General features: G+C 65.6%; 22 protein-coding genes. 14 read left to right on the top strand and 8 right to left on the bottom strand.

Annotated features, from left to right (window positions below; translation table 11 throughout):
• Positions 1 to 365: 365 nt before the first annotated feature.
• From QA649_RS31190 to QA649_RS31175, 4 genes are all read right to left on the bottom strand, one after another.
• Positions 366 to 530 carry a Flp family type IVb pilin gene (locus tag QA649_RS31190; RefSeq protein WP_018647793.1) on the bottom strand — a complete coding sequence of 55 codons (165 nt, stop codon included), beginning with the start codon at positions 528 to 530 and terminating at the stop codon, positions 366 to 368.
• Between the two features lie 196 nt (positions 531 to 726).
• Positions 727 to 912 (bottom strand): hypothetical protein, encoded by a 186-nt coding sequence (locus QA649_RS31185; RefSeq protein WP_349254039.1) that lies wholly within the window; start codon positions 910 to 912, stop codon positions 727 to 729.
• A gap of 138 nt (positions 913 to 1050) precedes the next feature.
• Positions 1051 to 1287: a hypothetical protein gene (locus tag QA649_RS31180; RefSeq protein WP_260385006.1), complete on the bottom strand. Its 237-nt coding sequence runs from the start codon at positions 1285 to 1287 to the stop codon at positions 1051 to 1053.
• Between the two features lie 59 nt (positions 1288 to 1346).
• The gene (locus QA649_RS31175) at positions 1347 to 2330 is read right to left on the bottom strand and encodes a Ku protein (protein ID WP_283020559.1); all 984 of its coding nucleotides are present in this window, start codon (positions 2328 to 2330) and stop codon (positions 1347 to 1349) included.
• Between the two features lie 235 nt (positions 2331 to 2565).
• Between QA649_RS31175 and QA649_RS31170 the strand changes: the two genes are divergently transcribed.
• The 12 genes from QA649_RS31170 to QA649_RS31115 all read left to right on the top strand — a co-directional run bounded on the left by QA649_RS31170 (position 2566) and on the right by QA649_RS31115 (position 15492).
• Positions 2566 to 2721 (top strand): hypothetical protein, encoded by a 156-nt coding sequence (locus tag QA649_RS31170; protein WP_283020558.1) that lies wholly within the window; start codon positions 2566 to 2568, stop codon positions 2719 to 2721.
• 230 nt (positions 2722 to 2951) lie between these two features.
• Complete coding sequence (locus QA649_RS31165; protein WP_014496705.1) at positions 2952 to 3626, top strand: response regulator transcription factor; 675 nt, start codon at positions 2952 to 2954, stop codon at positions 3624 to 3626.
• Positions 3627 to 3714: 88 nt separating this feature from the next.
• Positions 3715 to 5091, top strand: coding sequence for a sensor histidine kinase (locus QA649_RS31160; RefSeq protein ID WP_283020557.1), 1377 nt, complete (start codon positions 3715 to 3717; stop codon positions 5089 to 5091).
• 161 nt (positions 5092 to 5252) lie between these two features.
• Positions 5253 to 6653 carry a hypothetical protein gene (locus tag QA649_RS31155; protein ID WP_283020556.1) on the top strand — a complete coding sequence of 467 codons (1401 nt, stop codon included), beginning with the start codon at positions 5253 to 5255 and terminating at the stop codon, positions 6651 to 6653.
• Between the two features lie 100 nt (positions 6654 to 6753).
• Positions 6754 to 7023, top strand: coding sequence for a hypothetical protein (locus QA649_RS31150; RefSeq protein WP_026312775.1), 270 nt, complete (start codon positions 6754 to 6756; stop codon positions 7021 to 7023).
• A gap of 132 nt (positions 7024 to 7155) precedes the next feature.
• On the top strand, positions 7156 to 8271 hold the full coding sequence (gene ccmI, locus QA649_RS31145; RefSeq protein WP_283020555.1) for a c-type cytochrome biogenesis protein CcmI: 1116 nt from the start codon (positions 7156 to 7158) through the stop codon (positions 8269 to 8271).
• A gap of 37 nt (positions 8272 to 8308) precedes the next feature.
• Positions 8309 to 8818, top strand: a complete 510-nt coding sequence (ccmE, locus tag QA649_RS31140) for a cytochrome c maturation protein CcmE (protein WP_283020554.1) — start codon at positions 8309 to 8311, stop codon at positions 8816 to 8818.
• Complete coding sequence (locus QA649_RS31135; protein ID WP_283020553.1) at positions 8815 to 10797, top strand: heme lyase CcmF/NrfE family subunit; 1983 nt, start codon at positions 8815 to 8817, stop codon at positions 10795 to 10797. Before ccmE ends, QA649_RS31135 begins: the two co-directional genes overlap by 4 nt.
• Positions 10798 to 10802: 5 nt before the next feature.
• The gene (locus QA649_RS31130; protein ID WP_283020552.1) at positions 10803 to 11285 is read left to right on the top strand and encodes a cytochrome c-type biogenesis protein; all 483 of its coding nucleotides are present in this window, start codon (positions 10803 to 10805) and stop codon (positions 11283 to 11285) included.
• 105 nt (positions 11286 to 11390) lie between these two features.
• On the top strand, positions 11391 to 12734 hold the full coding sequence (locus QA649_RS31125; RefSeq protein WP_283020551.1) for a methyl-accepting chemotaxis protein: 1344 nt from the start codon (positions 11391 to 11393) through the stop codon (positions 12732 to 12734).
• 223 nt (positions 12735 to 12957) lie between these two features.
• Positions 12958 to 14538: a Do family serine endopeptidase gene (locus QA649_RS31120; RefSeq protein WP_283020550.1), complete on the top strand. Its 1581-nt coding sequence runs from the start codon at positions 12958 to 12960 to the stop codon at positions 14536 to 14538.
• Between the two features lie 273 nt (positions 14539 to 14811).
• Complete coding sequence (locus tag QA649_RS31115; protein WP_035668167.1) at positions 14812 to 15492, top strand: response regulator transcription factor; 681 nt, start codon at positions 14812 to 14814, stop codon at positions 15490 to 15492.
• 9 nt (positions 15493 to 15501) lie between these two features.
• On the opposite strand, the gene QA649_RS31110 is transcribed toward QA649_RS31115, so the two are convergent.
• Positions 15502 to 16932, bottom strand: coding sequence for a DUF1254 domain-containing protein (locus QA649_RS31110; RefSeq protein WP_283020549.1), 1431 nt, complete (start codon positions 16930 to 16932; stop codon positions 15502 to 15504).
• Between the two features lie 431 nt (positions 16933 to 17363).
• Between QA649_RS31110 and QA649_RS31105 the strand changes: the two genes are divergently transcribed.
• Both QA649_RS31105 and QA649_RS31100 read left to right on the top strand, forming a co-directional pair.
• Positions 17364 to 18824 carry an ATP-binding protein gene (locus QA649_RS31105; protein ID WP_283020548.1) on the top strand — a complete coding sequence of 487 codons (1461 nt, stop codon included), beginning with the start codon at positions 17364 to 17366 and terminating at the stop codon, positions 18822 to 18824.
• Positions 18821 to 21808 carry a bifunctional [glutamine synthetase] adenylyltransferase/[glutamine synthetase]-adenylyl-L-tyrosine phosphorylase gene (locus QA649_RS31100; protein ID WP_283020547.1) on the top strand — a complete coding sequence of 996 codons (2988 nt, stop codon included), beginning with the start codon at positions 18821 to 18823 and terminating at the stop codon, positions 21806 to 21808. Before QA649_RS31105 ends, QA649_RS31100 begins: the two co-directional genes overlap by 4 nt.
• Here QA649_RS31100 and QA649_RS31095 read toward each other — a convergent pair.
• Genes QA649_RS31095 through fdhF form a run of 3 tightly spaced genes read right to left on the bottom strand, consistent with a single transcriptional unit; the run spans position 21765 to position 25693 of the window.
• Positions 21765 to 21998, bottom strand: a complete 234-nt coding sequence (locus QA649_RS31095; protein ID WP_283020546.1) for a formate dehydrogenase subunit delta — start codon at positions 21996 to 21998, stop codon at positions 21765 to 21767. The genes QA649_RS31100 and QA649_RS31095 overlap by 44 nt on opposite strands.
• Positions 21988 to 22815 carry a formate dehydrogenase accessory sulfurtransferase FdhD gene (fdhD, locus tag QA649_RS31090; protein ID WP_283020545.1) on the bottom strand — a complete coding sequence of 276 codons (828 nt, stop codon included), beginning with the start codon at positions 22813 to 22815 and terminating at the stop codon, positions 21988 to 21990. Before fdhD ends, QA649_RS31095 begins: the two co-directional genes overlap by 11 nt.
• Before the next feature lie 4 nt (positions 22816 to 22819).
• Positions 22820 to 25693 (bottom strand): formate dehydrogenase subunit alpha, encoded by a 2874-nt coding sequence (fdhF, locus tag QA649_RS31085; protein WP_283020544.1) that lies wholly within the window; start codon positions 25691 to 25693, stop codon positions 22820 to 22822.

Below are 25693 nucleotides of genomic sequence, written 5' to 3'. Positions count from 1 at the left end.
GCAAATGACCTCGTCTGTAGGCCGAGATGCCAGTTCCGGCTTGACGGAAGCCTTGGGGCCGGCTCCTGATTTTCTTGAGGGCAGCTTGATTTTTAGGAAGCCGATCACAGACGCGCGAAACGGAGAGCCGAAGAGGCGTTGTCGGTGGCGGGGGGTCGGGGAAGCGCTGGAGGTTTTGTGCCGCAACGCGAAGGGCGCAGCCGCCAGCTTGCTCCGTCATTGCGAGCGCAGCGAAGCAATCCAGACCGTTGCCGCGGAGGGACTCTGGATTGCTTCGCTGCGCTCGCAATGACGAGCTTGTGAAGGCGCTATGCCTTCGACGCTATCGCCGAATCTTGGGAGGCCGCACCGGGCCGGGTCCGCGCCTACTTCGTGGCTGCGTCGATCGAATTGAACTTGTTGTTCAGCAGCGCACTGCCCGTGTTGTTCACGACAGCGACGATCGCGAGCGCGATGCCGGCGGCGATCAGGCAGTACTCGATAGCGGTGGCTGCACTTTCATCGGCAAGAAAGGACCTGAGCAAAGCCATCGTCAACTCCTGTTCATCCGTCTAATTTAGGCTGGTGCCGTTTTCGGAATGGTAAATTGATTCACTAAGTTTTTCGCGGCGCGCGCACGCCAAAGCGCAAGGTCGGATGATCCCGGCCTCGGGCCTCATATACTGCCTTCCTTGATTTAAGGTTTCGTCACCCAATGCGGGTGCATTCGCCCGTGTCGCCGCCGTCTCAGGATTTGACCGCGCATCCGGACGCGGCCTTGCCGGGGCGTCTCAGCGCGGCTGCGAGGCGCCCGATCAGATTGCCCATGACGCGCGGCTGCGCCCGCGCCGCGCTGTCGGCAAGGCGCTTGTCCTCGGTCGCGTCGTTCACGAGGCCGATATAGTTCTTGCTGGCGTCTGGTTGCTGCACCACGCGCAAACCCTGCTTCCATCGACGGCGCGACCTTGTCCTGCGCAACGGGAATCGACGGTTAATTTTGTCTTCCGTAGGACTACGTGGCGGCGCGCAAGCGTGCCGGAAAGACCGGCGCGGCTTAACGGATTGTTGAGGCTATTTACGGCGTGCGTCCGCATTCAGTGCCCGCAGCATCGCGATGCGGGCGAACATCATCCAGCCGCCGCCCGTTTCTGCCGCGTTGATCAGAGTCTCGATCGCGGTTTGCCAGTGGCTGGCGTGCTGCGCATCCTCGGGCAGCTGCATGATGTGGTCGGCCGCTTCCTGCAGCGTCCGCAGCCTGCGCCCATTGGAGAGCGGAATCGGATCGTCGAACGCCGCCGACCAGGGCATGTCAGGCCGGCCGACCGGAGGGGAGGGACATCACGGCGCGATCGACAGGTCTGGTGCTGCTAGCTGGCCTTCTTCGCCCGCGCAGGTGCGCGCACCGGCTTCTCGGCCTTCTTCGGGGCGTCCTTGGGAGCCGCCTTGGCCGCGGCGTCCTTGCCGCCCTTGCCGGCGATAGGCAGCAGCATCTCGCGCTGGCCCTCGACGCGCTTCTTCGGCTTCTTGCCCTTGACGGCCTCCTTGGCGACCCTCGCCACAGGCGCCGCTTCCTTCTCGCTCGCGAGGCTCTTCTTCAGAGCGTCCATCAGGTTGATGACGTTGCCGCCCGTCTTCGGCGCCGCCTTCGCGGTGATGGGCATGCCGCTGCGCTTCTTGTTGATGAGATCGATCAGCGCGGTCTCGTAGTGATCCTCGAACAGCTCGGGCTCGAACGCGCCGGACTTCTTCTCGACGATGTGCTTTGCAAGGTCGAGCATGTCCTTGGTCAGCTTCACGTCCTGGATGTCGTCGAAGTATTCCTGCTCGCTGCGCACCTCGTAGGGGTAGCGCAGCAGCGTGCCCATCAGGCCGCTCTCGAGCGGCTCCAGCGCGATGATGTGCTCGCGGTTGGTCAGCACCACGCGGCCGATCGCGACCTTGTCCATGCTGCGGATGGTCTCGCGGATCACCGCAAAGGCGTCGTGGCCGACCTTTCCGTCCGGCACGAGGTAGTAGGGGCGGATCAGGTAGCGGCTGTCGATGTCGGTTCTCGGCACGAACTCGTCGATCTCGATCGTGTGCGTGGAGTCGAGCGCGATGTCGTCGAGCTCGTCCTTGGTGACCTCGATATAGGTGTCGGTGTCGACCTTGTAGCCCTTGACGATGTCCTCGGACGTGACCTCGTCACCGGTCTCGGCGTCGACCTTGAGGTACTTGATCCGGTGACCGGTCTTGCGGTTGATCTGGTTGAACGAGACCTTCTCGGTATCCGAAGTGGCCGGATAGAGCGCGACCGGGCAGGTCACGAGCGACAAACGCAGAAAACCCTTCCAATTGGCGCGGGGGGCCATGGGCTACTCCAAACGCAACAGGGGACAGACTTATGAGAATACCATCGGGGAACACCGAATCATACACGGCTCGGCGCGGAATCTTGCAACTGCGTTAACCGATCGCCGGGCGCGTGGTTGCTGCCCGATCGGATGGCAAAAGCCGGAACATCATATCGGATCGGGCGTTGGCTTAGGACACAAGGCTGCGAGGAGGTCGCGGCCACCGGGGCAGCATCCAGAGATTGAGGGCATCATGGCAACCACGCGACAGCAGCGCCAGATCGTCGAAACTCCGACCGAGGCGCGTCAGGGCGAGCCCGGCCCTTCGGTGGCGGCGCTGCTCGCCATCTCGACCGGGCTGGCGATCCTGATCCTCGCCGTCATCTGGTTCGTGTTCTTCCGGACCTGACGGCCCCGACCGGAACGCTCCGGGCCCTTCCTAAGCGCCGCGCAACGCGGCACATTGCGCCCGCCAGGCCGCCGGCTCGTCCGGTTGACTGGCGGGCGCAGTCGCGTTGGCGGACAACAGGTCGTATATGACCAAAAAGTAACGTCGGCGGTTCCCAGCGTTCATATTCAGTTCACGCCGGAATTGCTCATCTGGAGCGGTGTTCATGCGGTCTATTTCTGGAGAGAAGCGTGCGCCTGCTCGTTGTTGAGGACGACCCCGATCTCAATCGCCAGCTCACCAAAGCGCTGACGGACGCCGGCTATGTCGTCGACCGCGCCTTCGACGGGGAGGAGGGGCACTATCTCGGCGACAACGAGCCGTACGATGCCGTCGTGCTCGACATCGGCCTGCCGAAGAAGGACGGCATCTCGGTGCTGGAGGCCTGGCGCCGCAACGGCCGCACCATGCCGGTCCTGATCCTGACCGCACGCGACCGCTGGAGCGACAAGGTGCAGGGCTTCGACGCCGGCGCCGACGACTATGTCCCGAAGCCGTTCCATCTGGAGGAGGTGCTGGCCCGCATCCGCGCGCTGCTGCGCCGCTCCACCGGTCATGCCCAGAGCGAGCTGAGCTGCGGCCCTGTTACCCTCGACACAAGGACCGGCCGGGTCAGCGTCTCGGGCAATCCCGTCAAGATGACGTCGCACGAATATCGGCTTCTGGCCTACCTGATGCACCATTCCGGACGCGTCGTTTCGCGCACCGAGCTGGTCGAGCACCTCTACGACCAGGACTTCGACCGCGACTCGAATACGATCGAGGTGTTCGTCGGCCGCATCCGCAAGAAGCTCGACGTCGACATCATCCAGACCGTCCGCGGCCTCGGCTATCTCCTGACCCCACCGCCCGCACCCGGCGCTTGAAGCGGGCTTGACGGGAGGCCGAACAGGGCCCTTGGTCCGGTCATGACCTCCGACGCCCTGATATCCTGCGCCCGCCGGGACCCTGCCGATGGCTGCTAGCTCACTTGCCAATCGCCTGTTCCTGTCGGCGACCGCCTGGCTCGTGGTGATCCTGGCCATCACCGGCGTGGTGCTGTCGTCGGTCTACAAGAACGCCACCGAGCGCGCTTTCGACCGCCGGCTCAATCTCTATCTGCGCACCCTCATTGCTGAAGTCGCCACCCCGGACGAGCCGCCGGACCGCCAGTTTCAGTCGCTTGGCGAGCCGCTGTTCGAGCTGCCGCTGTCCGGCTGGTACTGGCAGATCACGCGCACCGACACGGAGAAGCCGGAGGTGCGCTCCTCGCGCTCGCTGTGGGACAAGAAGCTGCCGAAGCTGGAGGAGCAGGGCGCCGAGCTCACCGCCGCCGGCATCCGGCTCGGCTATGTCGACGGGCCCGAAGGGCAGAATTTGCGGATGGTGGAGCGGCCGGTGGATCTCGGCGCCGACGGCAAATATCTGGTCAGCGTCGCCGGTGACGACACCGAGATCTTCGACGAGACACGGAGCTTCGACTACTATCTCGGCGGCACCTTCACCGCGCTCGGCATCGTGCTGCTCTTGACCACGGTGTTCCAGGTCCGCTTCGGCCTCGCGCCGCTCAAGCGCATCTCGGAATCGATCGCCGACATCCGCTCGGGGCGGGCCGAGCGGCTCGAGGGCGAATTCCCGGTCGAGATTGCGCCGCTGGCACGCGAGACCAATGCGCTGATCGAAGCCAATCGCGAGATCGTCGAGCGCGCCCGCACCCATGTCGGCAATCTCGCCCACGCGATCAAGACGCCGCTGTCGGTCATCGTCAACGAGGCCGGCGCCCACGCCGCGGAGCCGTTCGCGGCCAAGGTGATGGAGCAGGCGGACGTGATGCGTGACCAGGTCGCCCATCATCTGGAGCGTGCGCGCATCGCGGCGCGAGTCTCGGTGGTCGCGACCGTGACGGAGGTTGCGCCCGCGATCGAGGCGCTGCGGCGGACCATGGAGAAAATCCACCGCGACCGCGACATCATCGTCGAGGCCAAGGCCGATCCGTCGGCCAAATTCCGCGGCGAGCGGCAGGATCTGGAGGAGATGGTCGGCAATCTCGTCGACAATGCCTGCAAATGGGCAGCCTCCCGCGTCTTCATCGAGGTGCTGGTCGAGGCGCCGCAGCAGGCGGGCGCGGGGCCGCGGCTGCGGATCATCGTCGATGACGACGGCCGCGGCCTGTCGGAGGCGGAGCGGGCCCAGGTCTCCCGGCGCGGCCAGCGGCTCGACGAATCCAAGCCCGGTTCGGGGCTGGGTCTATCGATCGTGACCGACCTTGCCGCCCTCTATGGCGGTAACCTCTCCCTCGGCGGGGCGCCGACCGGGGGCTTGCGGGCCGAGCTGGTGCTTCCGGGAATATAATCCTCTGTTCCCAAGGGGTTATTTGGTCTGCCGGGCGCCGATCCGGAGCAAAACGGAGGCATTGGAGCCAACGTCCTCAACGGCTTCTTAAGGCGCAGCCACCTATGATCGCGCCCGGACGCATCTCACGTCTGCCATTTTACCGTGCATTACCCGGGCGCATGAGCCAAACATCGATCGAGCGGCTGAGGGAATATCTCGCGCAGCTCCCGCCGCAGTCGCAGGCGCTGCTGATGCGGGAGTTCGAGCGCGCGCTCGAGCGCGGCCAAGACACGGCTGTGGCCACCCTCGTGCTCGAGCAGCTCCGCAAGATCGTCCGCAAGTCCGAAGCCGACGAAGCCCCGCCGCCACGGACCGACGATCTGTCGCGGCTGCTGTTCCAGGCGCTGGAACCATTCCTGGTCGAGGCGGGCGCCCCGATCCGCGTTGGCCAGATCCGCCGCTCCTCGCTGCAGCCGATCTGGCAATGGCTCGGCCGGGACGGCGCCCCGGACAGGCTGAACGAATTCGAGGCGGCGCTGGCGCGCATGCCAGCTGACAGTGCGGGGCAGGTCGAGGCTCTCGCCCAGAAGCTGCAGACGGTCACCGCGGACGCGATCTTCGCGCTGACGGGGCCGGGCGGTGGTGACAAGTCGCGCGCGCTCGCCCGGGTCGGGCCGCCCAACGTGATCGAGGACCTCTATTCGATCGGAGCGGTGCTTGGGGTCCGCGAGGCCATCGCCACACTGAACGAGAAGCTGCCGCGCACCTTGCGCGCCTTCGGCGATCCCCAGATCGCCTCGGTGACCTCGGCGCTCAACATTCCGGCCCTGCAGACGCCGCAGATGCTGCCCTTCGCGCTGTCGATCGTCGTGCAGCGCATGACCGCGCCGTGGCAGATCATCCGCCTCGCCATCAAGATCGCGGCCTCCGACGACGAGATCCGCGTCGCGGCAACGCCTTATGGCGTCGGCGTCACGATCGCCCTGCATGATTTGTCCTGCGTCGCGGCGATCCTGCGCATGGACATCAAGCGCGGCCATTTCGACAATGTCGCTGACAACCTCAAGGCGCTGCACGATGGCGTGCGCGGCCTGCGCACCGAGCTCGACCTGCGCAACGATTCCGTCTGGGGCAAGCAGCTGACCTCGATCCGGGCCGACATCTCCAATGCTCTGCAATCGGAGATCGACAGCGTTCCCGGCCGCGTGCGGCGCATCCTGCGCCAGCGGCCCGAGAAGGACATTCCGCCGGGAGCGCGGATCGACAGCACCGAGGTGGAGGAAACCGCGGCGCTGATCGATTTCGTCGCGACCTGCCGCAACTATGCGAGCGAGCTCGCGATCAACGAGGTGACGCTGCGCACCTATTCCGACCTTCAGCAATATGTCGAACGTTCGACCGAGCAGCTGGTGCAGTCGCTGCGCGGCGCCGATCACAAGGTCCGCACCTATCGCCAGCAGCAGGTGCAGGCCGCGATTCGCTTCTGCCAGGTGCTGTTCGGCGATGACTATGCGTCGCTGATGAGTCGCGCTGCGGAGAACGCTGCAACCGGCGAGCGCAAATCGTCGCGCGCGAGCTGATTCAGGCGCATATTTTCGTGATCACAATTTGTGGTTGACGCTGCCGGTGGCGGGCCCTACGGTCGCTGCGCAAGCTTTTGGAATTTCTACCTGTGGGCGCATGAAATCCATTATCAGCTCCATCGAGATCGAGAACCGTGTCATCGTCGCCAAATATCAAAGGCTGATGGTCGGGGCGAAGGTCGTGCTCGTCGAGAAGGCGAGCGGCCGGCAACTGCCTGAGACAGCGACCCGGGTTGCTTCTCCGGTTCCGGTCGGGGCGGTGCGCATCAGGTTGCCGGATGCGATTCCGCCGGGAACCTACTTCCTGAAGGCCTTCAACGGTCATGGCGAGGATGCCGCTCGGAGTGCCGACTTCGAGATCGGCTAAACTGTTGGGATATTGACCGTTTCAGGACAGAGCGCGGTCGCGCCGAATTGACAATTGTCAATTGCCGCATCGTCCGGCCGTGGTGTAAAGCCACCTATGGGCGCGGGTGGCGCGCTGCCGGAAGCTTGCCAGATGACTTTATGGTTCGTGTTCGCGCTGATGACGGTCGCGGCGATTTTCGCCGTGCTCTGGCCGCTCGGCCGCAGCGGACGCGCGCAGGATCAGGGCAGTGAGGTCGCGGTCTACAAGGATCAGCTGGCCGAGATCGAGCGTGATCTTGCCGCAGGCTTGATCGCGGCCCCCGAAGCCGAGGCGGCGCGCGTCGAGATCAGCCGCAGGCTGCTCGCCGCGGCAGGAAGCGAGTCCTCGTCGGACCTCAAGTCGGCGCCGAGCCTCAAATGGCGCCGCGCGGGCGCGGTGCTGGCGCTCGTTGGCCTGCCGCTCGTCGCGATCGGCGTCTACATGCCGCTCGGCTCGCCCCGGCTCCAGGACTTTCCGCTGGCGCAGCGGGAGCGCGGGGCCGGGTCCGGCATGGCCCGATCGCTCGAGAATCTCGTGGTGCAGGTCGAACAACATCTGGAAAAGAACCCGACCGACGGACGCGGCTGGAACGTGCTCGCGCCGGTGCTGCAGCGGCTCGGCCGCTTCGACGATGCGGTGCGGGCCTATCGCAACTCGCTTACCTACAATGGCGAGAGCGCTGAGCGCCGGTCCGATCTGGGCGAAGCGATCTCCGCCGCCGCCGGCGGCGTCGTGACCGCCGAGGCCAAGGCCGAGTTCGAGCGAGCGCATGCGCTCGACGCCGACGATCCCAAGGCGAACTACTTCCTCGGGCTCGCCGCCGAGCAGGATGGCCGCAAGGACGATGCCGTCACCATCTGGCGCGCGCTGCTGGCCAAGGCCCCGGCGGATGCACCGTGGCGGCCGCTGGTGCAATCCTCGCTGGCCCGGGTCGGCGGCGGTACGATGCCGGCGCTGTCGGACGAGACCATTGCGGCGTCCAAGGACATGGCCGAAGGCGACCGCAACGCGATGGTGCGCGGCATGGTCGAGCGTCTTGCGACGCGCTTGAAGCAGAACGGCGACGACGTCGAGGGCTGGCTGCGCCTGGTGCGCGCCTATCTCGTGATGGGTGATCGTGACAAGGCGATGGGCGCGTCGACCGACGCCCGTCAGGCGGTCGCCAAGGATGCCGAGCGGCTCCGCCAGCTCAACGAAGGCCTCAAGACTCTCGGGCTCGACGGATGATGATTTCGGGGCGAGACGAGCGGAGAACGGATACGCCATGACGCGCAAGCAGCGACGTATGACCATCATCGGCGGCTCGCTCGCCGTGCTCGCGCTCGCGGCCGCGCTGGTGCTCAACGCATTGCGCGACTCCATCGTGTTCTTCTCGACCCCGACCATGGTCGCCGAGAAGCACGTCGCACCCGGCAAGCGGTTTCGTCTCGGCGGCCTGGTGCAGCCCGGCTCGCTCCAGCGCGGCGATAATCTCGCCGTGACCTTCGAGGTCGCGGACGGCGGCGCGAAGCTGCCGGTTGCCTACAAGGGCATCCTGCCCGATCTGTTCCGCGAAGGGCAGGGCGTCGTCGCCGAAGGCGCGCTCGACGCCAACGGCGTGTTCAAGGCCGACACCGTGCTCGCCAAGCATGATGAAACCTACATGCCCAAGGACGTCGCCGATGCCCTGAAGAAGCAGGGACACTGGAAGGACGATTACGGCGCCCAAGCGTCCGGTGGCGCCAAGCCGGCGGCGACGACCGCGCAGGGCAACCCGCAGGGAGCTATGCGGTGATCGCAGAGTCAGGACATTACGCGCTGGTGCTGGCGCTCGGGCTGGCGCTGATCCAGTCCATCGTGCCGCTGATCGGCGCGCGCCTGCGCGATGCCGCGCTGATGAACGTGGCGCGTTCCACCGCGCTGGCGCAGCTCTTGTTCGTCGGCGCCTCGTTCGTGGCGCTGGTGATGCTGCACGTGAATTCGGACTTCTCCGTCGCCAATGTCTACGAGAATTCCCACTCCATGAAGCCGCTGCTCTACAAGATCACCGGCGTGTGGGGAAACCACGAAGGCTCGATGCTGCTGTGGGTGTCGATCCTGGCGCTGTTCGGCGGATTGGTCGCTGCGTTCGGCAACAACCTGCCGCTGTCGCTGCGCGCGCATGTGCTTGCCGTGCAGGCCTGGATCGCCAGCGCCTTCTATCTCTTCATCCTGGTGACCTCGAACCCGTTCCTGCGCATCGCCAACCCGCCGATCGAGGGACGCGATCTCAATCCGGTGCTTCAGGATATCGGCCTCGCCGTGCATCCGCCGATGCTCTATCTCGGCTATGTCGGCTTCTCGATCTCGTTCTCCTTCGCCATCGCGGCGTTGATGGAAGGCCGGATCGATGCGGCCTGGGCGCGCTGGGTGCGGCCGTGGACGCTGGTCGCCTGGATCTTCCTGACGCTCGGCATCGCCATGGGCTCGTACTGGGCCTATTACGAGCTCGGCTGGGGCGGCTGGTGGTTCTGGGATCCGGTCGAGAACGCCTCGCTGATGCCGTGGCTCGCTGGCACCGCGCTATTGCATTCGGCGCTGGTGATGGAGAAGCGCAACGCGCTGAAGGTCTGGACCATCCTGCTCTCGATCCTGACCTTCTCGCTGTCGTTGCTCGGCACCTTCCTGGTCCGCTCCGGCGTCATCACCTCCGTGCACGCCTTCGCCACCGATCCGACCCGCGGCGTGTTCATCCTCTTGATCCTCTGCCTGTTCATCGGCGGCAGCCTGTCGCTGTTCGCGGGCCGCGCCACGTCGCTGAAGCAGGGCGGCCTGTTCGCGCCGATCTCGCGCGAGGGCGCGCTGGTGTTGAACAATCTCTTGCTCACGGTCGCCTGCGCAGTGGTGCTGTTCGGCACACTCTATCCGCTGGCGATGGAGATGCTCGCCGACTTCAAGATGTCGGTCGGCGCACCCTTCTACAACCTCACCTTCGCCCCGCTGTTTGCTCTGCTGCTGCTCGCCGTGCCGTTCGGTCCGATGCTGGCGTGGAAGCGCGGCGACCTGCTCGGCGTGACGCAGCGGCTGCTCGCAGCCGGTATCGCTGGCCTCGTCGCCGTCGCCATTGCCTGGGGCTGGGCGAGCGGCGGCGCTACGCTGGCGCCGCTCGCGATCGGACTGGGCGTCTTCGTCATTGCCGGCGCCGTCACCGACCTCGTCGAACGAACGGGCCTCGTTCGGCTGCCGTTCGCGACGGTGCTGCACCGGGCGCGCGGCCTGCCGCGTTCGGCGTGGGGCACGGCGTTCGCGCATGCCGGCCTCGGCGTCGCGCTGATCGGCATCGTCTGCGAGACCACCTGGAACAGCGAATATATCGCGACCATGAAGCAGAACGAGGTCGCCCATATCGCCGGCTACGACGTGAAGCTCGACGGACTGTTTCAGCGTCAGGGACCGAATTACCGCGAGATGATCGCCGAGTTCAACGTCAGCCGCGACGGCGAGACGCTGAGCGTCATGACGCCGTCCAAGCGCAGCTTCACGACACGCGGCTCGTCGACCACCGAGGCCGCGCTGCTGACGCGCGGTGCAAGCCAGCTCTACATCTCGCTCGGCGACGCGACCGCGGAAGGGGCGATCGCCGTGCGCATCTATCACAAGCCGCTGGTGCTGCTGATCTGGTGGGGACCGGTGCTGATGGCGTTCGGCGGCGTGCTGTCGCTGTCCGATCGGCGCCTGCGGGTCGGCGCGCCGAAGCCGGCGCGGGCCAAGCAGCGCCTGCAGCCGGCGGAGTGATTTTGATGCGCCGGATGATGGCTGCGTTCATCGCGTTGATGCTGCTGGCTTCGCCTGCGGCGTATGCCGTGCAGCCGGACGAGATCATGTCGGATCCCGTGAAGGAGGGGCGCGCGCGCGAATTGTCGCGCGAGCTGCGCTGCATGGTCTGCCAGAATCAGTCGATCGATGATTCCGATGCGCCGCTGGCACGCGACCTGCGCCTCCTCGTGCGCGAGCGCATCGCGGCCGGCGACAGCAATTCGCAGGTGCTCGATTTCCTGGTCGCGCGCTACGGCGAGTTCGTGTTGCTCAAGCCCCGGTTCGAGCGTCAGACCCTGCTGCTGTGGCTGCTCGCGCCGCTGCTGCTGATCGGCGGCGGCACGGCGCTCTGGCTGCAAATCCGCCGTCGCGCGCGGAGCGGTGCAGACGTACCAGCTCCGCCGCTCACTGCGGAGGAGGAGGCGCGGCTCGCCGCCCTGATGTCCGATGATACGAAGTCGTCCTGACCTACGTAATGATACGTAACCTGTCGGGCGCTGAGCGTTTCATCCTCTATTGACCTTTGTCTGGAAGCTTGTCGCGAGATTCGATTCCAGCCTCCGAGTCCTGCCATGTTCGCGAACAGCAATCTGACGATCCGCTTCCTGGTCGGCGCCGTCGTCGCTGCACTATTGTTCTTGCTGGGCATCGGCGGCGGCACCGGCTTCGTCGCGGTGCTCTATCTCAACAACGAGATCACCAGCCTGTCGTCGGACTTTGCCGCGTTGAGCGGCCCTGCGCGTGACCATGCGATGCAGATCTACCAGCAGGCGCAGACCGCGTTCTCTTATTTCCTGATCGCCTGCGGCGTGATCGCAGTCATAGCTTTCGCGATCTGCCTCACCACCTGGTTCGCCGTGCGCAACGGCATCCTCAATCCCCTGGCGGCGATCGTGCATGCCATGCGAGAGGTCGCCGACCAGAAGTTCGAGACAAAAGTTCCTGGGCTCGGTGGCACCAACGAGATCGGTCTGCTTGCCGGCGCGCTCGAGGTCTTCAAGACCAACGGGCTCGAGCGGCGTCGCCTCACCGAGCGGCAATTGCATGAGGCGCAGCACCAGGCCGAGCGGTCGAAATTCCTGGACGCGCGGATCAAGCGTTTCAACGATCTCGTTGCCAGCGTGGTCGACAGCGTGGCCTCGTCGGCCGTGCATCTGAAGCGCAACGCCGAGACGTTGTCGCGGACGGCCAACGACACCAGCACCAAGGCCAATGCGGTGGCGAGCGGCGCGAGCCAGGCCAGCGCCAGCGTGCAGACGGTTGCGGGCTCCGCCGAGGAGATGACGAATTCGATCGGCACGATCAGCCGCCGCGTCACCGATGCGACCCAGCGCGCCGAAGGCGCCGCAAGCCAGGCCGAGAAGAGCCGCGACACCATCCACACGCTGTCGGACGCCGCCGACAAGATCGGCGAGGTCGTGCAGCTCGTGCAGGCGATCGCCTCGCAGACCAATCTGCTTGCGCTCAACGCCACCATCGAGGCGGCGCGCGCGGGCGAAGCCGGCAAGGGCTTTGCCGTGGTGGCCTCCGAGGTGAAGAATCTGGCGCACCAGACCAGCAAGGCGACGGAGGAGATCACCTCCCATGTCGCCAGCATCCAGGGCATCACCGCGGAGACACGCGGCGCGATCGACGGCATCTCGAAGACGCTGTCGGAGATCTCGTCGATCATGTCCGGCATCGAGGTCGACACCGCCCAGCAGCGCACCGCCACGCAGGACATCACCCGCAGCGCACAGGACGCCGCGCAGGGAACCCTGGACGTCTCCAATCACATCGCCCAGATCACCTCGACCTCGGCGGAGACCGGGCGCATGGCGGCCGAGGCGCGGGATTCCGCCGTCGATCTGTCGCAGCAGGCCGAGACGTTGAAGCGCGAAGTCGACGAGTTCATCGTCAGCGTCCGGGCCAGCTAAGGCCAGCCAAAATCTCGCGCGGTGTCCGTCGCGGGAACTCGACTAAGTTCCTGTCGGGGCACGATTTTCGGCCTGCGCTAAACTGCCGCATCCGTAGCTCGGCATCATTACAAAAGTTTAACCCCGCCGCCAGCGCACGGTAAGGCGGGAGTCCCCATCTTCAGGTTCGCAAGGTGCCCGACATCCGGCACCAAAAGGAATTCAAGGCCCTGGAGATCTCTGCATGACCGAACGTCCCGACCTCTCGAACCTTCCGTCCTACCGGCAGCCGCGCCGGTCGGTTTTCTCTGCGCGCAAGGTCGCGCTGATGGCCTCGGTCGTCGCCGGCCTCGGCGCCGCCGTTTACGGCTTCAGCCCGTCGGTGTCGCCGGCTGACCTGTTCTCGAGCCCGGCGCATGCGCAGGTCAATAACGAGGTCCGCAAGGTCGAACGTCCGGTCGGTTTCGCCGACATCGTCGAGCGCGTGAAGCCGTCGGTGATCTCGGTGAAGGTCAACATCAAGGAGAAGACCGCGAGCAACGATGATGGCGACGACGCACAGTCGCCGTTCCAGCCGGGCTCGCCGATGGAGCGCTTCTTCCGCCGCTTCGGCGGTCCGGACGGCATTCCCGGTTTGAAGGGTGGCGGCCGTGGCCGCGTCGTGCAGGGCCAGGGCTCCGGCTTCTTCATCTCGGCTGACGGCTTTGCCGTGACCAACAACCACGTGGTCGACGGCGCCGACAAGGTCGAGGTCACCACCGACGACGGCAAGACCTACACCGCCAAGGTGATCGGCACCGACCAGCGCACCGACCTCGCGCTGATCAAGGTCGAGGGTGGCTCGAGCTTCCCGTTCGCCAAGCTCGCCGACGCCAAGCCGCGGATCGGCGACTGGGTGCTCGCGGTCGGCAATCCCTTCGGTCTCGGCGGCACCGTGACCGCCGGCATCGTCTCGGCCAGCGGCCGCGACATCGGCAATGGCCCCTATGACGATTTCATCCAGATCGACGCGCCCGTGAACAAGGGTAATTCCGGCGGTCCGGCCTTCGACACCAATGGCGAGGTGATGGGCGTCAACACCGCGATCTACTCGCCCTCCGGCGGCAGCGTCGGCATCGCGTTCTCGATCCCGGCCAACACCGTCAAGAGCGTGGTGGCCCAGCTCAAGGACAAGGGCTCGGTCAGCCGCGGCTGGATCGGCGTTCAGATCCAGCCCGTGACGTCCGATATCGCCGACAGCCTCGGCATGAAGAAGGCCGAAGGCGCGCTGGTCGCGGAACCGCAGGCGAACGGTCCGGCGGCGAAGGCCGGCATCGAATCCGGCGACGTGATCACCGCGGTCAACGGTGAATCCGTCAAGGACGCCCGCGAACTCGCCCGCACCATCGGCGGCATGGCGCCCGGTGCGACCGTGAAGCTCAACGTGCTGCACAAGGGCCAGGACAAGGTCGTGAACCTCACCCTCGGCCAGCTGCCGAACACGGTCGAGGCCAAGGCCGACGTCGATCAGGACAGCGGCAAGGGTGCCAGCAAGGGCACCGACGTGCCGAAGCTCGGCATGACCGTTGCCCCTGCGAACTCCGTGGCCGGCGCCGGCAAGGAAGGCGTCGTGGTTACCGAAGTCGATCCGAAGAGCGCCGCGGCCGAACGCGGCTTCAAGGAAGGCGACGTGATTCTCGAAGTCGGCGGCAAGAGCGTGGCCACCGCCGGCGAAGTCCGTGACGCCATCAACGCGGCGCGGACCGACAACAAGAACAGCGTCCTGATGCGCGTGAAGAGCGGCGGCCAGTCGCGCTTCGTCGCGATCCCCATTGCCAAGGGGTAAGCCTCAGGAGGCTTGCGAAATGAAGGGTGTCGCCGGCATCAGTCGCCCCCGCCGTCGGCGCCCTTCGGGGGAGCAGCGTAAATTTCGCTTCCCCAGCCTACCTTCCGGTGGAATTACGCCCCCCTCCGTCGGAAGGCATAGGGCGGTGAGGTCCCCCCAGCTTCACCGCCCGCCTTTTTCTCGCTTCGACACTCTCCCGCTCGGCTTGCATGCGATTGCCGCTCGCGCCATGTTTAGAGAAGGTTGACTCCCTTGACCGCCGCCGAACGCACGATGCGCCTCCTCATCATTGAAGACGATCGCGAATCCGCCGATTACCTCGTGAAGGCGTTTCGCGAGGTCGGACACATTGCCGACCACGCCGCGGACGGCGAGGAAGGCCTCGCCATGGCCGAGAACGGCGACTACGACGTGCTGGTGGTCGACCGCATGCTGCCCAAGCGCGACGGCCTGTCGCTGATCGGCGCGCTGCGCGACAAGGACAACGTGACGCCGGTGCTGATCCTCTCCGCGCTGGGACAGGTCGACGACCGCATCAAGGGCCTGCGCGCCGGCGGCGACGACTATCTGCCAAAGCCCTATTCCTTCGCCGAGTTGCTCGCCCGCGTCGAGGTGCTGTCGCGCCGCCGCGGCGGCCCCGCCGAGGACACCCTCTATCGCGTCGGCGATCTCGAGCTCGACCGACTCTCCCATCGCGTCGCCCGCGGCAAGGACGAGCTGACGCTGCAGCCGCGCGAATTCCGCCTGCTCGAATACCTCATGAAGCATGCCGGCCAGGTGGTGACCCGCACCATGCTCCTGGAGAACGTCTGGGACTATCATTTCGATCCGCAGACCAACGTGATCGACGTGCACATTTCGCGGCTGCGCTCCAAGATCGACAAGGGCTTCGATCGGCCGCTGCTGCACACGATCCGCGGCGCCGGGTACATGATCCGTGACGGCATTCGGTAGAGACGCGGGTTAATTCCGGCCAACGGTGTCGCTGTCGATCCGGTGGATGGCCGGGGGATTCCACACGCCGGTCAGCGCCTCCGATTTCGGCGCATAGAGACGCATGGTGAGATTGAACGGACCTTTAGGTGCGGGCAGCCAGTTGGCTTCACGATCGCTGCCGGGATTTTCATTCTGGAAATAGAGAGTCAGCGAGCCGTCGGCGTCGCGCTTGAACGGCATCCAGCTGCTCACCGCAAAGCGGTTGAGCGGATTGGCGACCTGGAAGCCTTCGTCGTCATACAGGGTGATCGACCAGAATGCATCGACCGGTGGCAGTCCGTCCTTGGTAAAGCGGATGATGTATTTGTTTGCGCCATCGAGCGGCTTCCCGCTTTCATCGCCAATGCTGCCCGGGTAGATCGCATCCTCCGGCAGATTGGCGCCGAGGCCGAGCTGGGCGACAATCGCGCGCTTCAAATAATAGGTCCCGTAAACGCCCATCGTGTCTGTATTCATGGACCAGTTGTTTGCGACGCGCGCCAAGGTCGGGACTTTCCATGCCATCAGCTTTCGCGCCTGCGCCGGCGCGTCGTCGATGGCCTTCCGTACCGTTGCGTCAACCTTGGCTATGTCGAAGCTCTTGCCCTGCTCGAAACCGATCCGCTTCATGCGCGCGAGGATCGGCTCATCGGTGATGTGTGGCGGGTTGATCTTGAGCAGCTCCGCAGCATAAGCGAAGTACTTATCCCCCGCCATCGTGTCGACTTGCGTCTTTGGCGGCGTTTTGACGTCGACGCTGGGATCGATGGTTTGTGTAACGGCGACCGGGGGCTTGCCCCATCCAGACAGCGGCGTGATCTTGTAGCCCTTCTGCACCTCGTGAACTGCGGCATAGTCGGCGGGGCCATCGGTCTTGGTGCGACCGATGATCCAGACATGGGGTGTCGGCGCATTGATTCGCGTGAAGCCCGCCGGCACGTCTCCATTCCAGCCCGGCGGCACGACCAGGAAATTGGCCGCCTTGGTGCCTGTCGTGCGCATTCCCGGCGATGCAAACACATCGGACCACATGTCGAGCATCGGCAGCAGGTAGTAGCGACCACCGGTATCAGGAACCGAAACGACCAAGGGCTCCTGCGTAAGGTCCAGCCAGGCGCTCGAATACAACGTGTCGAAATTGGGCCGCACCACCGCCCTCATGTCCGCGGTCGGGTAGGCCTGGATATTGTCGAACGTGTTGGGCGGGCCGCCTATTCCGCTGGTTTTGGGATCGGAATTGATGAGCTGCTTGCGTGTCACGTCCATCGTCACGAGCGGATAGAAGTAGACATACGCTTCCGCGGCGATGGCCTGTGCCTCGTCGGCAGAAATTGATTGAGCCGCGCTGGGCACCGATGTCGAGACCATGAAAATCAGACCCGACAAGACCGCAGCCAGCGATGACAAATGCTTCGTCATGATCTTCCTCCTCGTTATCCCTGCAGTGGCGAGCAATGATCCCGTGGATGTCATATTGCTTTCCTGCTGCGGAATATTTTCCCCATTTCCCTTAAGGGCGGAGAATGGACAGTGGACGAGCCAGCCAAGAAGCGAAGCGCCGCGGTCTGGTTGATCTACATCAATGGACGCCCGCGAAGGGTGAAAAACGGAGATCAAGCAATCCGCCGTCCGAAGGTCTGCTCCAGCTCCGGAAGCAGACCCCAGGCAGCCCGCGAGATTGCACAGAATTAAGTAGAGAGGGGCCCCTTCTGCCTTTATCATGGCGAGACGGTGCGGTCCGCGATAGCTCGATAAGGCATTGTGGCCGCTTGCCAAAAGGACCACCCCCTGAGAGGACGGCAAGGAAAATGGTTTTGAATTTACCGTTCTGCCAGTGCCGTAAATGATCCGTGACGGCATTCGGTAAACTCGTCCGCACCACGGCCTTCCGGCTGACGCTGGTCTATCTGCTGCTGTTCGCGATGTTCGCGGCCTCGCTGCTCGGCTATTTCGCCTGGAACACGCGGCGGCTGATCACCGAGGAAATCACGCAGACGGTGAATTCCGAGACCTCGGAGATCAACGCGATCTATGATCGCCGCGGCTTGGTCGGCCTGGTGCGAACGATCGAGTACCGCGCGCTCCGGCCGGGCGCCAACCTCTACCTCGTGACCACACCGACCGGGCAGGCGGTTGCCGGCAATGTCGGCTCGCTCGCACCCGGCGTGATGGCGACGCGCGGCTGGTCCGAGACCGCCTACCGGCGCATCGAGGACGCAGATGACCGCGATCATCGCGCATTGGTGCGCGTCACCGAACTCGAAAACGGCTTCCGGCTGCTGATCGGCCGCGACCTCGCCGAGCGGCGGCGCCTGTTCGGCATCGTCGCGAAGGCGGCGCAATGGTCGGTCCTGATCGTCGTCGTGCTCGGCCTCGGCGGCGGCATCTTCGTGGCGCGCAGGGTGCTGAGGCGCATCGACGCGATGACCGGCACCGCGCAGCGCATCATGACCGGCGATCTCAGCGGGCGCCTGCCAGTGGGGCGCAGCGGCGACGAGCTCGATCGCCTCGCGGAAAACCTCAACGCCATGCTGGAGCGGATCGAGGCCTTGATGGCGGGGCTGAAGGAAGTCTCCGACAACATCGCCCACGATCTCAAGACGCCGCTGACGCGCCTGCGCAACCGCGCCGAGGAGGCGCTGGCGAAATCGGGTTGCGAGGCCGATTACCGTGCGGCGCTGGAGCGGACCATCGAGGAATCCGACGGGCTGATCCGCACCTTCAACGCATTGCTGATGATCGCGCGGGCCGAGTCCGGACAGGCGCGCGGCAACATGGATGATTTCGATGCCGCCGAGGTCGCGGGCGGCATCCACGAGCTCTACGAGCCGCTCGCCGAGGACGACGGCATGACCTTGAAGGTGAAGGCCGATCCGACGCCGGTTCACGGCAATCGCGAACTGATCAGCCAGGCGCTCGCCAATCTGGTCGAGAATGCCATCAAATACGGCAAGCCGGTCGCGCAGGCCGGCGGAACCGTGGTCAGCATGGACAGCCGGCAGATCATGATCGAGGCGAAGCGCGAGGGTGACCAGGTGCTGCTCAGCGTCACCGATCGTGGCCCCGGCATTCCCGAAGCCGACCGCAAGCATGCCGTCGAACGATTCGTCCGGCTCGAGGCGAGCCGCACGCTGCCGGGCTCCGGCCTCGGCCTCAGCCTCGCTTCCGCCGTTGCGACGCTGCATGGCGGAGAATTGCGGCTGGGCGATGCGCATCCGGGCCTCGTCGCCACGCTGGTGCTGCCGGCGCGCACGGGTGCGGGCGACAGGGTTGCTCCGCCAATACCGGATGTGCCACAGAAGGTGGCATGAACCACTCCGCGCCGGGAAACGCGGACAAGCATGGTGAGAGTCTGGCCGCACGCTTCGCGGAGGCTCCCCATATTGTCGCTTCCACAACCGACGAACGCCGACTTGAAAACTGGCTGGCCGAGCTCGAGCCGGCACAATCGGCCCGTCTCGGAGCGTTGCTGGTTCATCCCTTCGCCCGGAATATCTTGGTCGGCATCGCGGAATTCTCGCCCTATCTGTTCGATCTGGTGCGCGCCGATGCGCTGCGCCTGATCCGGCTGCTCGAATGCGATCCGGATACGCATCTCGCCGCACTGATCGCTGAGACAAGGGGCGCGGTGTTCGCGGCACCCGACGATGCCGAGGTGATGCGACTGCTTCGCCGCATGAAGGCCGAGGCCGCGCTGCTGACCGCGCTGTGCGACATCGGCGGGGTCTGGCCGGTGATGCAAGTGACGGCGGCGCTCACCGACGTCGCAGTCTCCTCGGTGCAGGCGGCGCTGCAGTATCAGCTGCGGCAGGAAGCCGCACGCGGAAAGATCGTGCCGCCCAATCCGGAGGCACCGGAAGAGGGCTGCGGCCTGATCGTGCTCGCGATGGGCAAGATGGGGGCAGGCGAGCTGAACTATTCCAGCGACATCGATCTCATCGTGTTCTTCGATCCCGATGCGACGACGCTCGCGCCCGATATCGAGCCGCAGCCGTTCTTTGTCCGGGTGACGCAGGGCATGGCGCGCATCCTGCAGCAGCGCACTTATGACGGCTACGTCTTCCGCGTCGATCTGCGGCTGCGTCCTGATCCATCCTCGACGCAGGTGGCAATCTCGCGAGACGCCGCGCTGCATTATTACGAGCGGGAAGGGCGCACCTGGGAGCGCGCCGCGATGATCAAGGCGCGCGCCTGTGCCGGCGATGCCAGGGCAGGCGAGGCGCTGCTCGCCGAGATCGCACCCTTCGTCTGGCGCAAGCACCTCGATTTTGCCGCGCTTGCCGATGTCCACGACATGAAGCGGCAGATGCAGACCTATCGCGGCCAGAGCGAGGTCGCGGTCGAGGGCCACAACGTCAAGGTCGGCCGCGGCGGCATTCGTGAGATCGAGTTCTTCGCGCAGACCCAGCAGCTGATCGCCGGCGGCCGCCATCCGGAATTACGGGTGCGGCCGACGCTTAGCGCGCTCGACGTGCTCGCCACCAGCAATTGGATCACCTTCGCTGCGCGCGACGAACTCACCACCGCATACGAATTCCTGCGCCGGGTCGAGCACCGCCTCCAGATGATCGCGGACGAGCAGACCCATGCGCTGCCCGACGACAAGGAGGCGGTCGAGCGTTTTGCCCGCTTCTTCGGCTATCCCGATCGCGAAGCCTTCGCGCGCGACCTGCTGCAGCAGCTCGAGATCGTCCAGGGCCACTACGAAAAGCTGTTCGAGGGCGATGATCCGACCGGCACGGCAGGTCTGCCGGCTCTGGACTACAGTGCAGGTCCCGACGACCCGCGCCTGCTCCACCACCTGGCGACGCTCGGCTTCAAGAAGCCCGCTGCCGTCGCGCAAACCGTGCGGGACTGGATCACCGGCGACTATCGTGTGTTCCGCAATGAGGCGACGCGCAGCGCCTTCATCGAGTTCGTGCCGGCCCTGATCGACGGTCTCGCACATGGCGAGGAGCCGGACCGCGCGGTCGTGGCGTTCGATCAGTTCCTCGGGGCGCTGCAGCGTGGCGGCCGGCTGATCACGCTGCTCGGCCAGAACCGCGATCTCGTCGCGCTGGTGGCGCTGGTGCTGGGAGCTGCGCCGCGGCTCGGCGAGATGCTGGCGCGGCAGCCGCAGCTCATGGACGGCCTGATCGATCCGCGCTTCTTCGGCGCGATGCCGGACAGGCAGGAACTGTCGGGGCGGCTCGCGACGACCGTGCAGGACGCCGCCTCCTACGAGGAGTTCCTCGATCGCCTGCGTCTGTTCGGGCAGGAGAGCCTGTTCCTGATCGGCACGCGCATCCTGTCCGGCACCGTCTCGGCGCAGCAGGCGAGCACCGCCTTTGCCGATGTCGCCGAGGGAATCGTTCACACCGTGCATGGCCTGGTCGCCGACCGCTTTGCCGCGCAGCACGGCCGGATCAACGGCCAGGAGACCGCGATCATCGCGATGGGCCGCCTCGGCAGCCGCGAGATGACGGCATCGTCCGATCTCGACCTGATCCTGCTCTACGATTTCGACGCCGAGAACCCGGACTCGGATGGGACGAAGTCGTTACAGGGCGCGCATTATTTCGCCCGCTTCACCCAGCGCCTGATCAGCGCCTTCACGACCCGCACCAATTACGGCGTGCTCTACGAGATCGACATGCGGCTCCGTCCCTCAGGGCGCGCCGGCCCGGTGGCCTCGAGCCTCGCCTCCTTCGCGGACTACCAGGCCAACGAGGCCTGGACCTGGGAGCACATGGCGCTGACGCGCGCGCGCGTGGTGTCGGCTTCGCCTGCATTCCGGGAACGCATCGAGCGCGTCATCCGCGATGTCCTGACCCGCCGCCGCGATCGCGCGGTCATCGCCAATGACGTCGCCGATATGCGCAGCGCCATCGGCCAGGAGAAGGGCGAGACCGATTATTGGGATCTCAAATATGCCGCCGGCGGCATGATCGACATCGACTTCATCGCGCAATATCTCCAGCTCGTGCATGCCCACGACAAGCCCGAGATCCTCGACGTCAGCACTCTGCAGGTGCTGGATAATGCCTGTAGGCTCGGCGTGCTCGCACAATCGGAGACCGAGATCCTGCGTGCCGCGGCACGGCTCTATCACGATCTGACGCAAATCCTGCGCCTGTGCGTCAGCGACCGCTTCAAGCCGGAAACCGCCGGCACCGATCTGCAGCGCGTCATGGCGCGCGCCGGCGATGCGCCGGACTTCTCGTCGCTGGAGGCGCGGGTGAAGGAAACGCAGAGCGAGGTGCGGCGCGTGTTCAGGGCGCTGCTGGAAGGGGCGTCGCCAGCTTCAGCGCGGTGAGGGCCTCACGCACGTCAGGCTCGAGGCCCGCGCCGCCGGCATCGAGATGGGCGAAGATAGCGCGCTTCATCCGGGGATCCCAGAACTTCTTGATGTGCTCGGCGATCCCCGGCACGGCCTTGTCATGGCCCTGGCTCCTGAAGAACTTGCCGATCTGGTTGGCCATGTAGATCAGGCGGTCAGGCGACATCGGCAACCTCCGTGGCATGGCGGGCGACAATCCGGCCACCATGCGAGAACACTTCGAACCCGTCCTGGCGGGCAATGGCGATCAGGGTGATGCCCGCGGCTTCCGCGGTGCGCACCGCAAGCGCGGTCGGCGCGGAGACGGCGACCATCACTGGCGCGCCGATCGCGGCGGTCTTCTGCACCATCTCGACCGAGACCCGGCTGGTCAGCAGCACCATGCCGCCACTTGCATCGGTACGGCTGCGCGCCAGTGCGCCGGCGAGCTTGTCCAGCGCATTGTGGCGGCCGACGTCCTCGCGCAGGGCGACGATGTTGCCGCTAGGAGACCAGAACGCAGCGGCGTGAACGGCGCGGGTCTGTAGATTGATCGATTGCAGCGGTGCGATCGCCTGCATCGCCGCCATGATTTCTTCCGGCGTGAAGGTCTGCCCCTGCGGCACGACCGCCGCGGGTCGCACCGCCTCGGCAATGGACTCGATGCCGCAGATGCCGCAGCCGGTGGGACCTGCGACGTGGCGGCGGCGCTCGCTGATGAGTGCCGCATCTTCCGCTGCCAGCCACATCCTGAGCTCGATGCCGTCGTCGAGGCGAACCACCTCGAGCGACTTGATGTCGTCGACCGACTTGATGATGCCTTCGTCCAGGCTGAAGCCGACGGCGAAATCCTCGAGGTTCTGCGGCGTCCCCATCATGACGGCATAGGTGCCGCCATTATAGGTCAGCGCCAACGGCGTCTCCTCGGGGATCAGCCGTGTGCCTTCGGACGCGACACCGTCGCGCCATATCTCGCGGTCGATGGCCTGGACGGGCACGTGCATGCCGTTACTCCGCGGCTTCGGCGGGGACGATGCGGCGGGATTGCCGCGCCTGCGCGTCATAGGCCTTCTGCCAGTCGGACGGGCCGTTCGAGGGCGAGACCTGCACCGCCGTCACCTTGTATTCGGGACAGTTGGTCGCCCAGTCCGAATATTCGGTGGTGATGACGTTGGCCTGCGTGTCCGGGTGGTGGAAGGTGGTGTAGACGACGCCGGGCGCGACGCGGTCGGTGATCTCCGCGCGCAGCGTGGTCTCGCCGGCACGGCTCTTCAGCCGCACCCAGTCGCCGTCGCGCACGCCGCGCTGCTCGGCATCGTGCGGATGGATCTCGAGGCGATCCTCGGCATGCCAGACCACGTTGTCGGTGCGCCGCGTCTGCGCGCCGACATTGTACTGGCTGAGGATGCGGCCCGTGGTGAGCAGCAGGGGATAGCGCGGGCCGGTGCGCTCATCGGTCGCGACATATTCGGTCACGACGAACTTGCCCTTACCGCGGACGAAGCCGTCGATATGCATCACCGGCGTGCCCTCGGGCGCCTTCTCGTTGCAGGGCCACTGCACCGAGCCGAGCTCGTCCAGCCTGGCGTAGGAGACGCCGGCGAAGGTCGGGGTCAGCGCCGCGATCTCGTCCATGATCTCCGAGGGGTGGCTGTAGTTCATCTCGAAGCCCATGGCCTTGGCAAGACCGATGGTGACCTCCCAGTCGGCGAGGCCGTTCTTCGGCGTCATCACCTTGCGCACGCGCTGGATGCGGCGCTCGGCGTTGGTGAAGGTGCCGTCCTTCTCGAGGAAGCTCGAGCCGGGCAGGAAGACGTGGGCGTAGTTGGCGGTCTCGTTCAGGAACAGGTCGTGGACGATGACGCATTCCATCGCCGACAGCGCCGCCACGACGTGGCTGGTGTTGGGATCGGACTGCAGGATGTCCTCGCCCTGCACGTAGATGCCCATGAACGTGCCTTCGACCGCGGCGTCGAACATGTTGGGAATGCGCAGGCCCGGTTCCGGGTTGAGCTTGACGTTCCAGAGCGCCTCGAACTGGTCGCGGACGGCATCGCCGGAGATGTGGCGGTAGCCGGGCAGCTCGTGCGGGAACGAACCCATGTCGCAGGAGCCCTGCACGTTGTTCTGGCCGCGCAGCGGGTTCACGCCGACGCCGGGGCGGCCGATATTGCCTGTTACCATCGCAAGGTTCGCGATCGCGATCACGGTGGTCGAGCCCTGGCTGTGCTCGGTGACGCCGAGACCGTAATAGATCGCGCCGTTGCCGCCGGTGGCGTAAGTGCGGGCTGCTTCGCGCAGATCCTTCGGATCGACGCCGGTGAGGATGGCGGTGGCTTCCGGGCTGTTGCTCGGCTGGGCGACGAAGGCGGCCCATTCCTCGAACTCGCTCCAGTCGCAGCGCTCGCGCACGAAGGCTTCGTTGACGAGACCCTCGGTGACGATGACATGCGCCAGCGCGGTCATGACCGCGACGTTGGTGCCGGGCATCAGCGGCAGGTGCAGCGCCTTCACATGCGGAGATTCCACCATCTCGGTGCGGCGCGGATCGATCACGATCAGCTTGGCACCCTGGCGCAGCCGCTTCTTCAGGCGCGAGGCGAACACCGGGTGGGCGGACGCCGGGTTGGCGCCGATCACGACGACGACGTCGGTGTCCTCGACCGAATCGAAATCCTGCGTGCCGGCAGAGGTGCCGAAGGTGGTGGCGAGGCCATAGCCGGTCGGCGAATGGCAGACGCGGGCGCAGGTGTCGACATTGTTGTTGCCGAAGCCGGCGCGGATCAGCTTCTGCACCAGATAGGTCTCTTCATTGGTGCAGCGGGACGAGGTGATGCCGCCGATGGCGTCGCGGCCGTACTTCTTCTGGATGCCGCGCATCTTGGCGGCGGCAAACGAGAACGCCTCGTCCCAGGAGACTTCCTTCCAGGGATCCTCGATCCGGTCGCGGATCATGGGTTTAAGGATGCGTTCCTTGTGATTGGTGTAGCCCCAGGCGAAGCGGCCCTTGACGCAGGAATGGCCGCGATTGGCCTTGCCGTCCTTGTAGGGCACCATGCGCACGACTTCCTCGCCGCGCATCTCGGCCTTGAAGGCGCAGCCGACGCCGCAATAGGCGCAGGTGGTGACCACCGAGTGCTCGGGCTGGCCGATCTCGATCACGGATTTTTCCGTCAGCGTCGCGGTCGGGCAGGCCTGCACGCAGGCGCCGCAGGAGACGCATTCGGAGCCGAGGAAGCTTTCGCTCATGCCCGGCGAGACCCGGCTGTCGAAGCCGCGGCCGGAGATGGTCAGCGCGAAGGTGCCCTGCACCTCCTCGCAGGCGCGGACGCAGCGCGAGCAGACGATGCACTTGGAGGGATCGTAGGTGAAGTACGGGTTGGACTCGTCCTTCGGCATCCAGTGGTCGTTGTCGCAGCCGTGGGTCTTGGCGAAGACGTGGTTCTCGCCCTCATAGCCGTAGCGCACGTCGCGCAGGCCGACCGCGCCGGCCATGTCCTGCAATTCACAATCGCCATTGGCGCCGCAGGTGAGGCAGTCGAGCGGATGGTCGGAGATGTAGAGCTCCATCACGCCCTTGCGCAGCTTCTTCAGCCGCTCGGTCTGGGTGTGCACGACGAGGCCGTTCATCACAGGCGTGGTGCAGGAGGCCGGCGTGCCGGCGCGGCCCTCGATCTCGACGAGGCAGAGACGGCAGGAGCCGAACGCATCGACCATGTCGGTCGCGCACAGCTTCGGGATCTGGTGGCCGGCGTCCATCGCGGCGCGCATGATCGAGGTGCCCTCGGGCACGGTGACCTGGTTGCCGTCGATGGTCAGCGTCACCATCGTCGTCGATTTGGAGCGCGGCGTGCCGTAGTCGATTTCTTCGATCAGAGACAT

Origin of the sequence: Bradyrhizobium sp. CB1717, from assembly GCF_029714325.1 — a bacterium.
Classification (GTDB): Bacteria; Pseudomonadota; Alphaproteobacteria; order Rhizobiales; family Xanthobacteraceae; genus Bradyrhizobium.
Note: the sequence above shows the minus strand (reverse complement) of the source record. Positions and strands in the feature narration are given on the sequence as shown.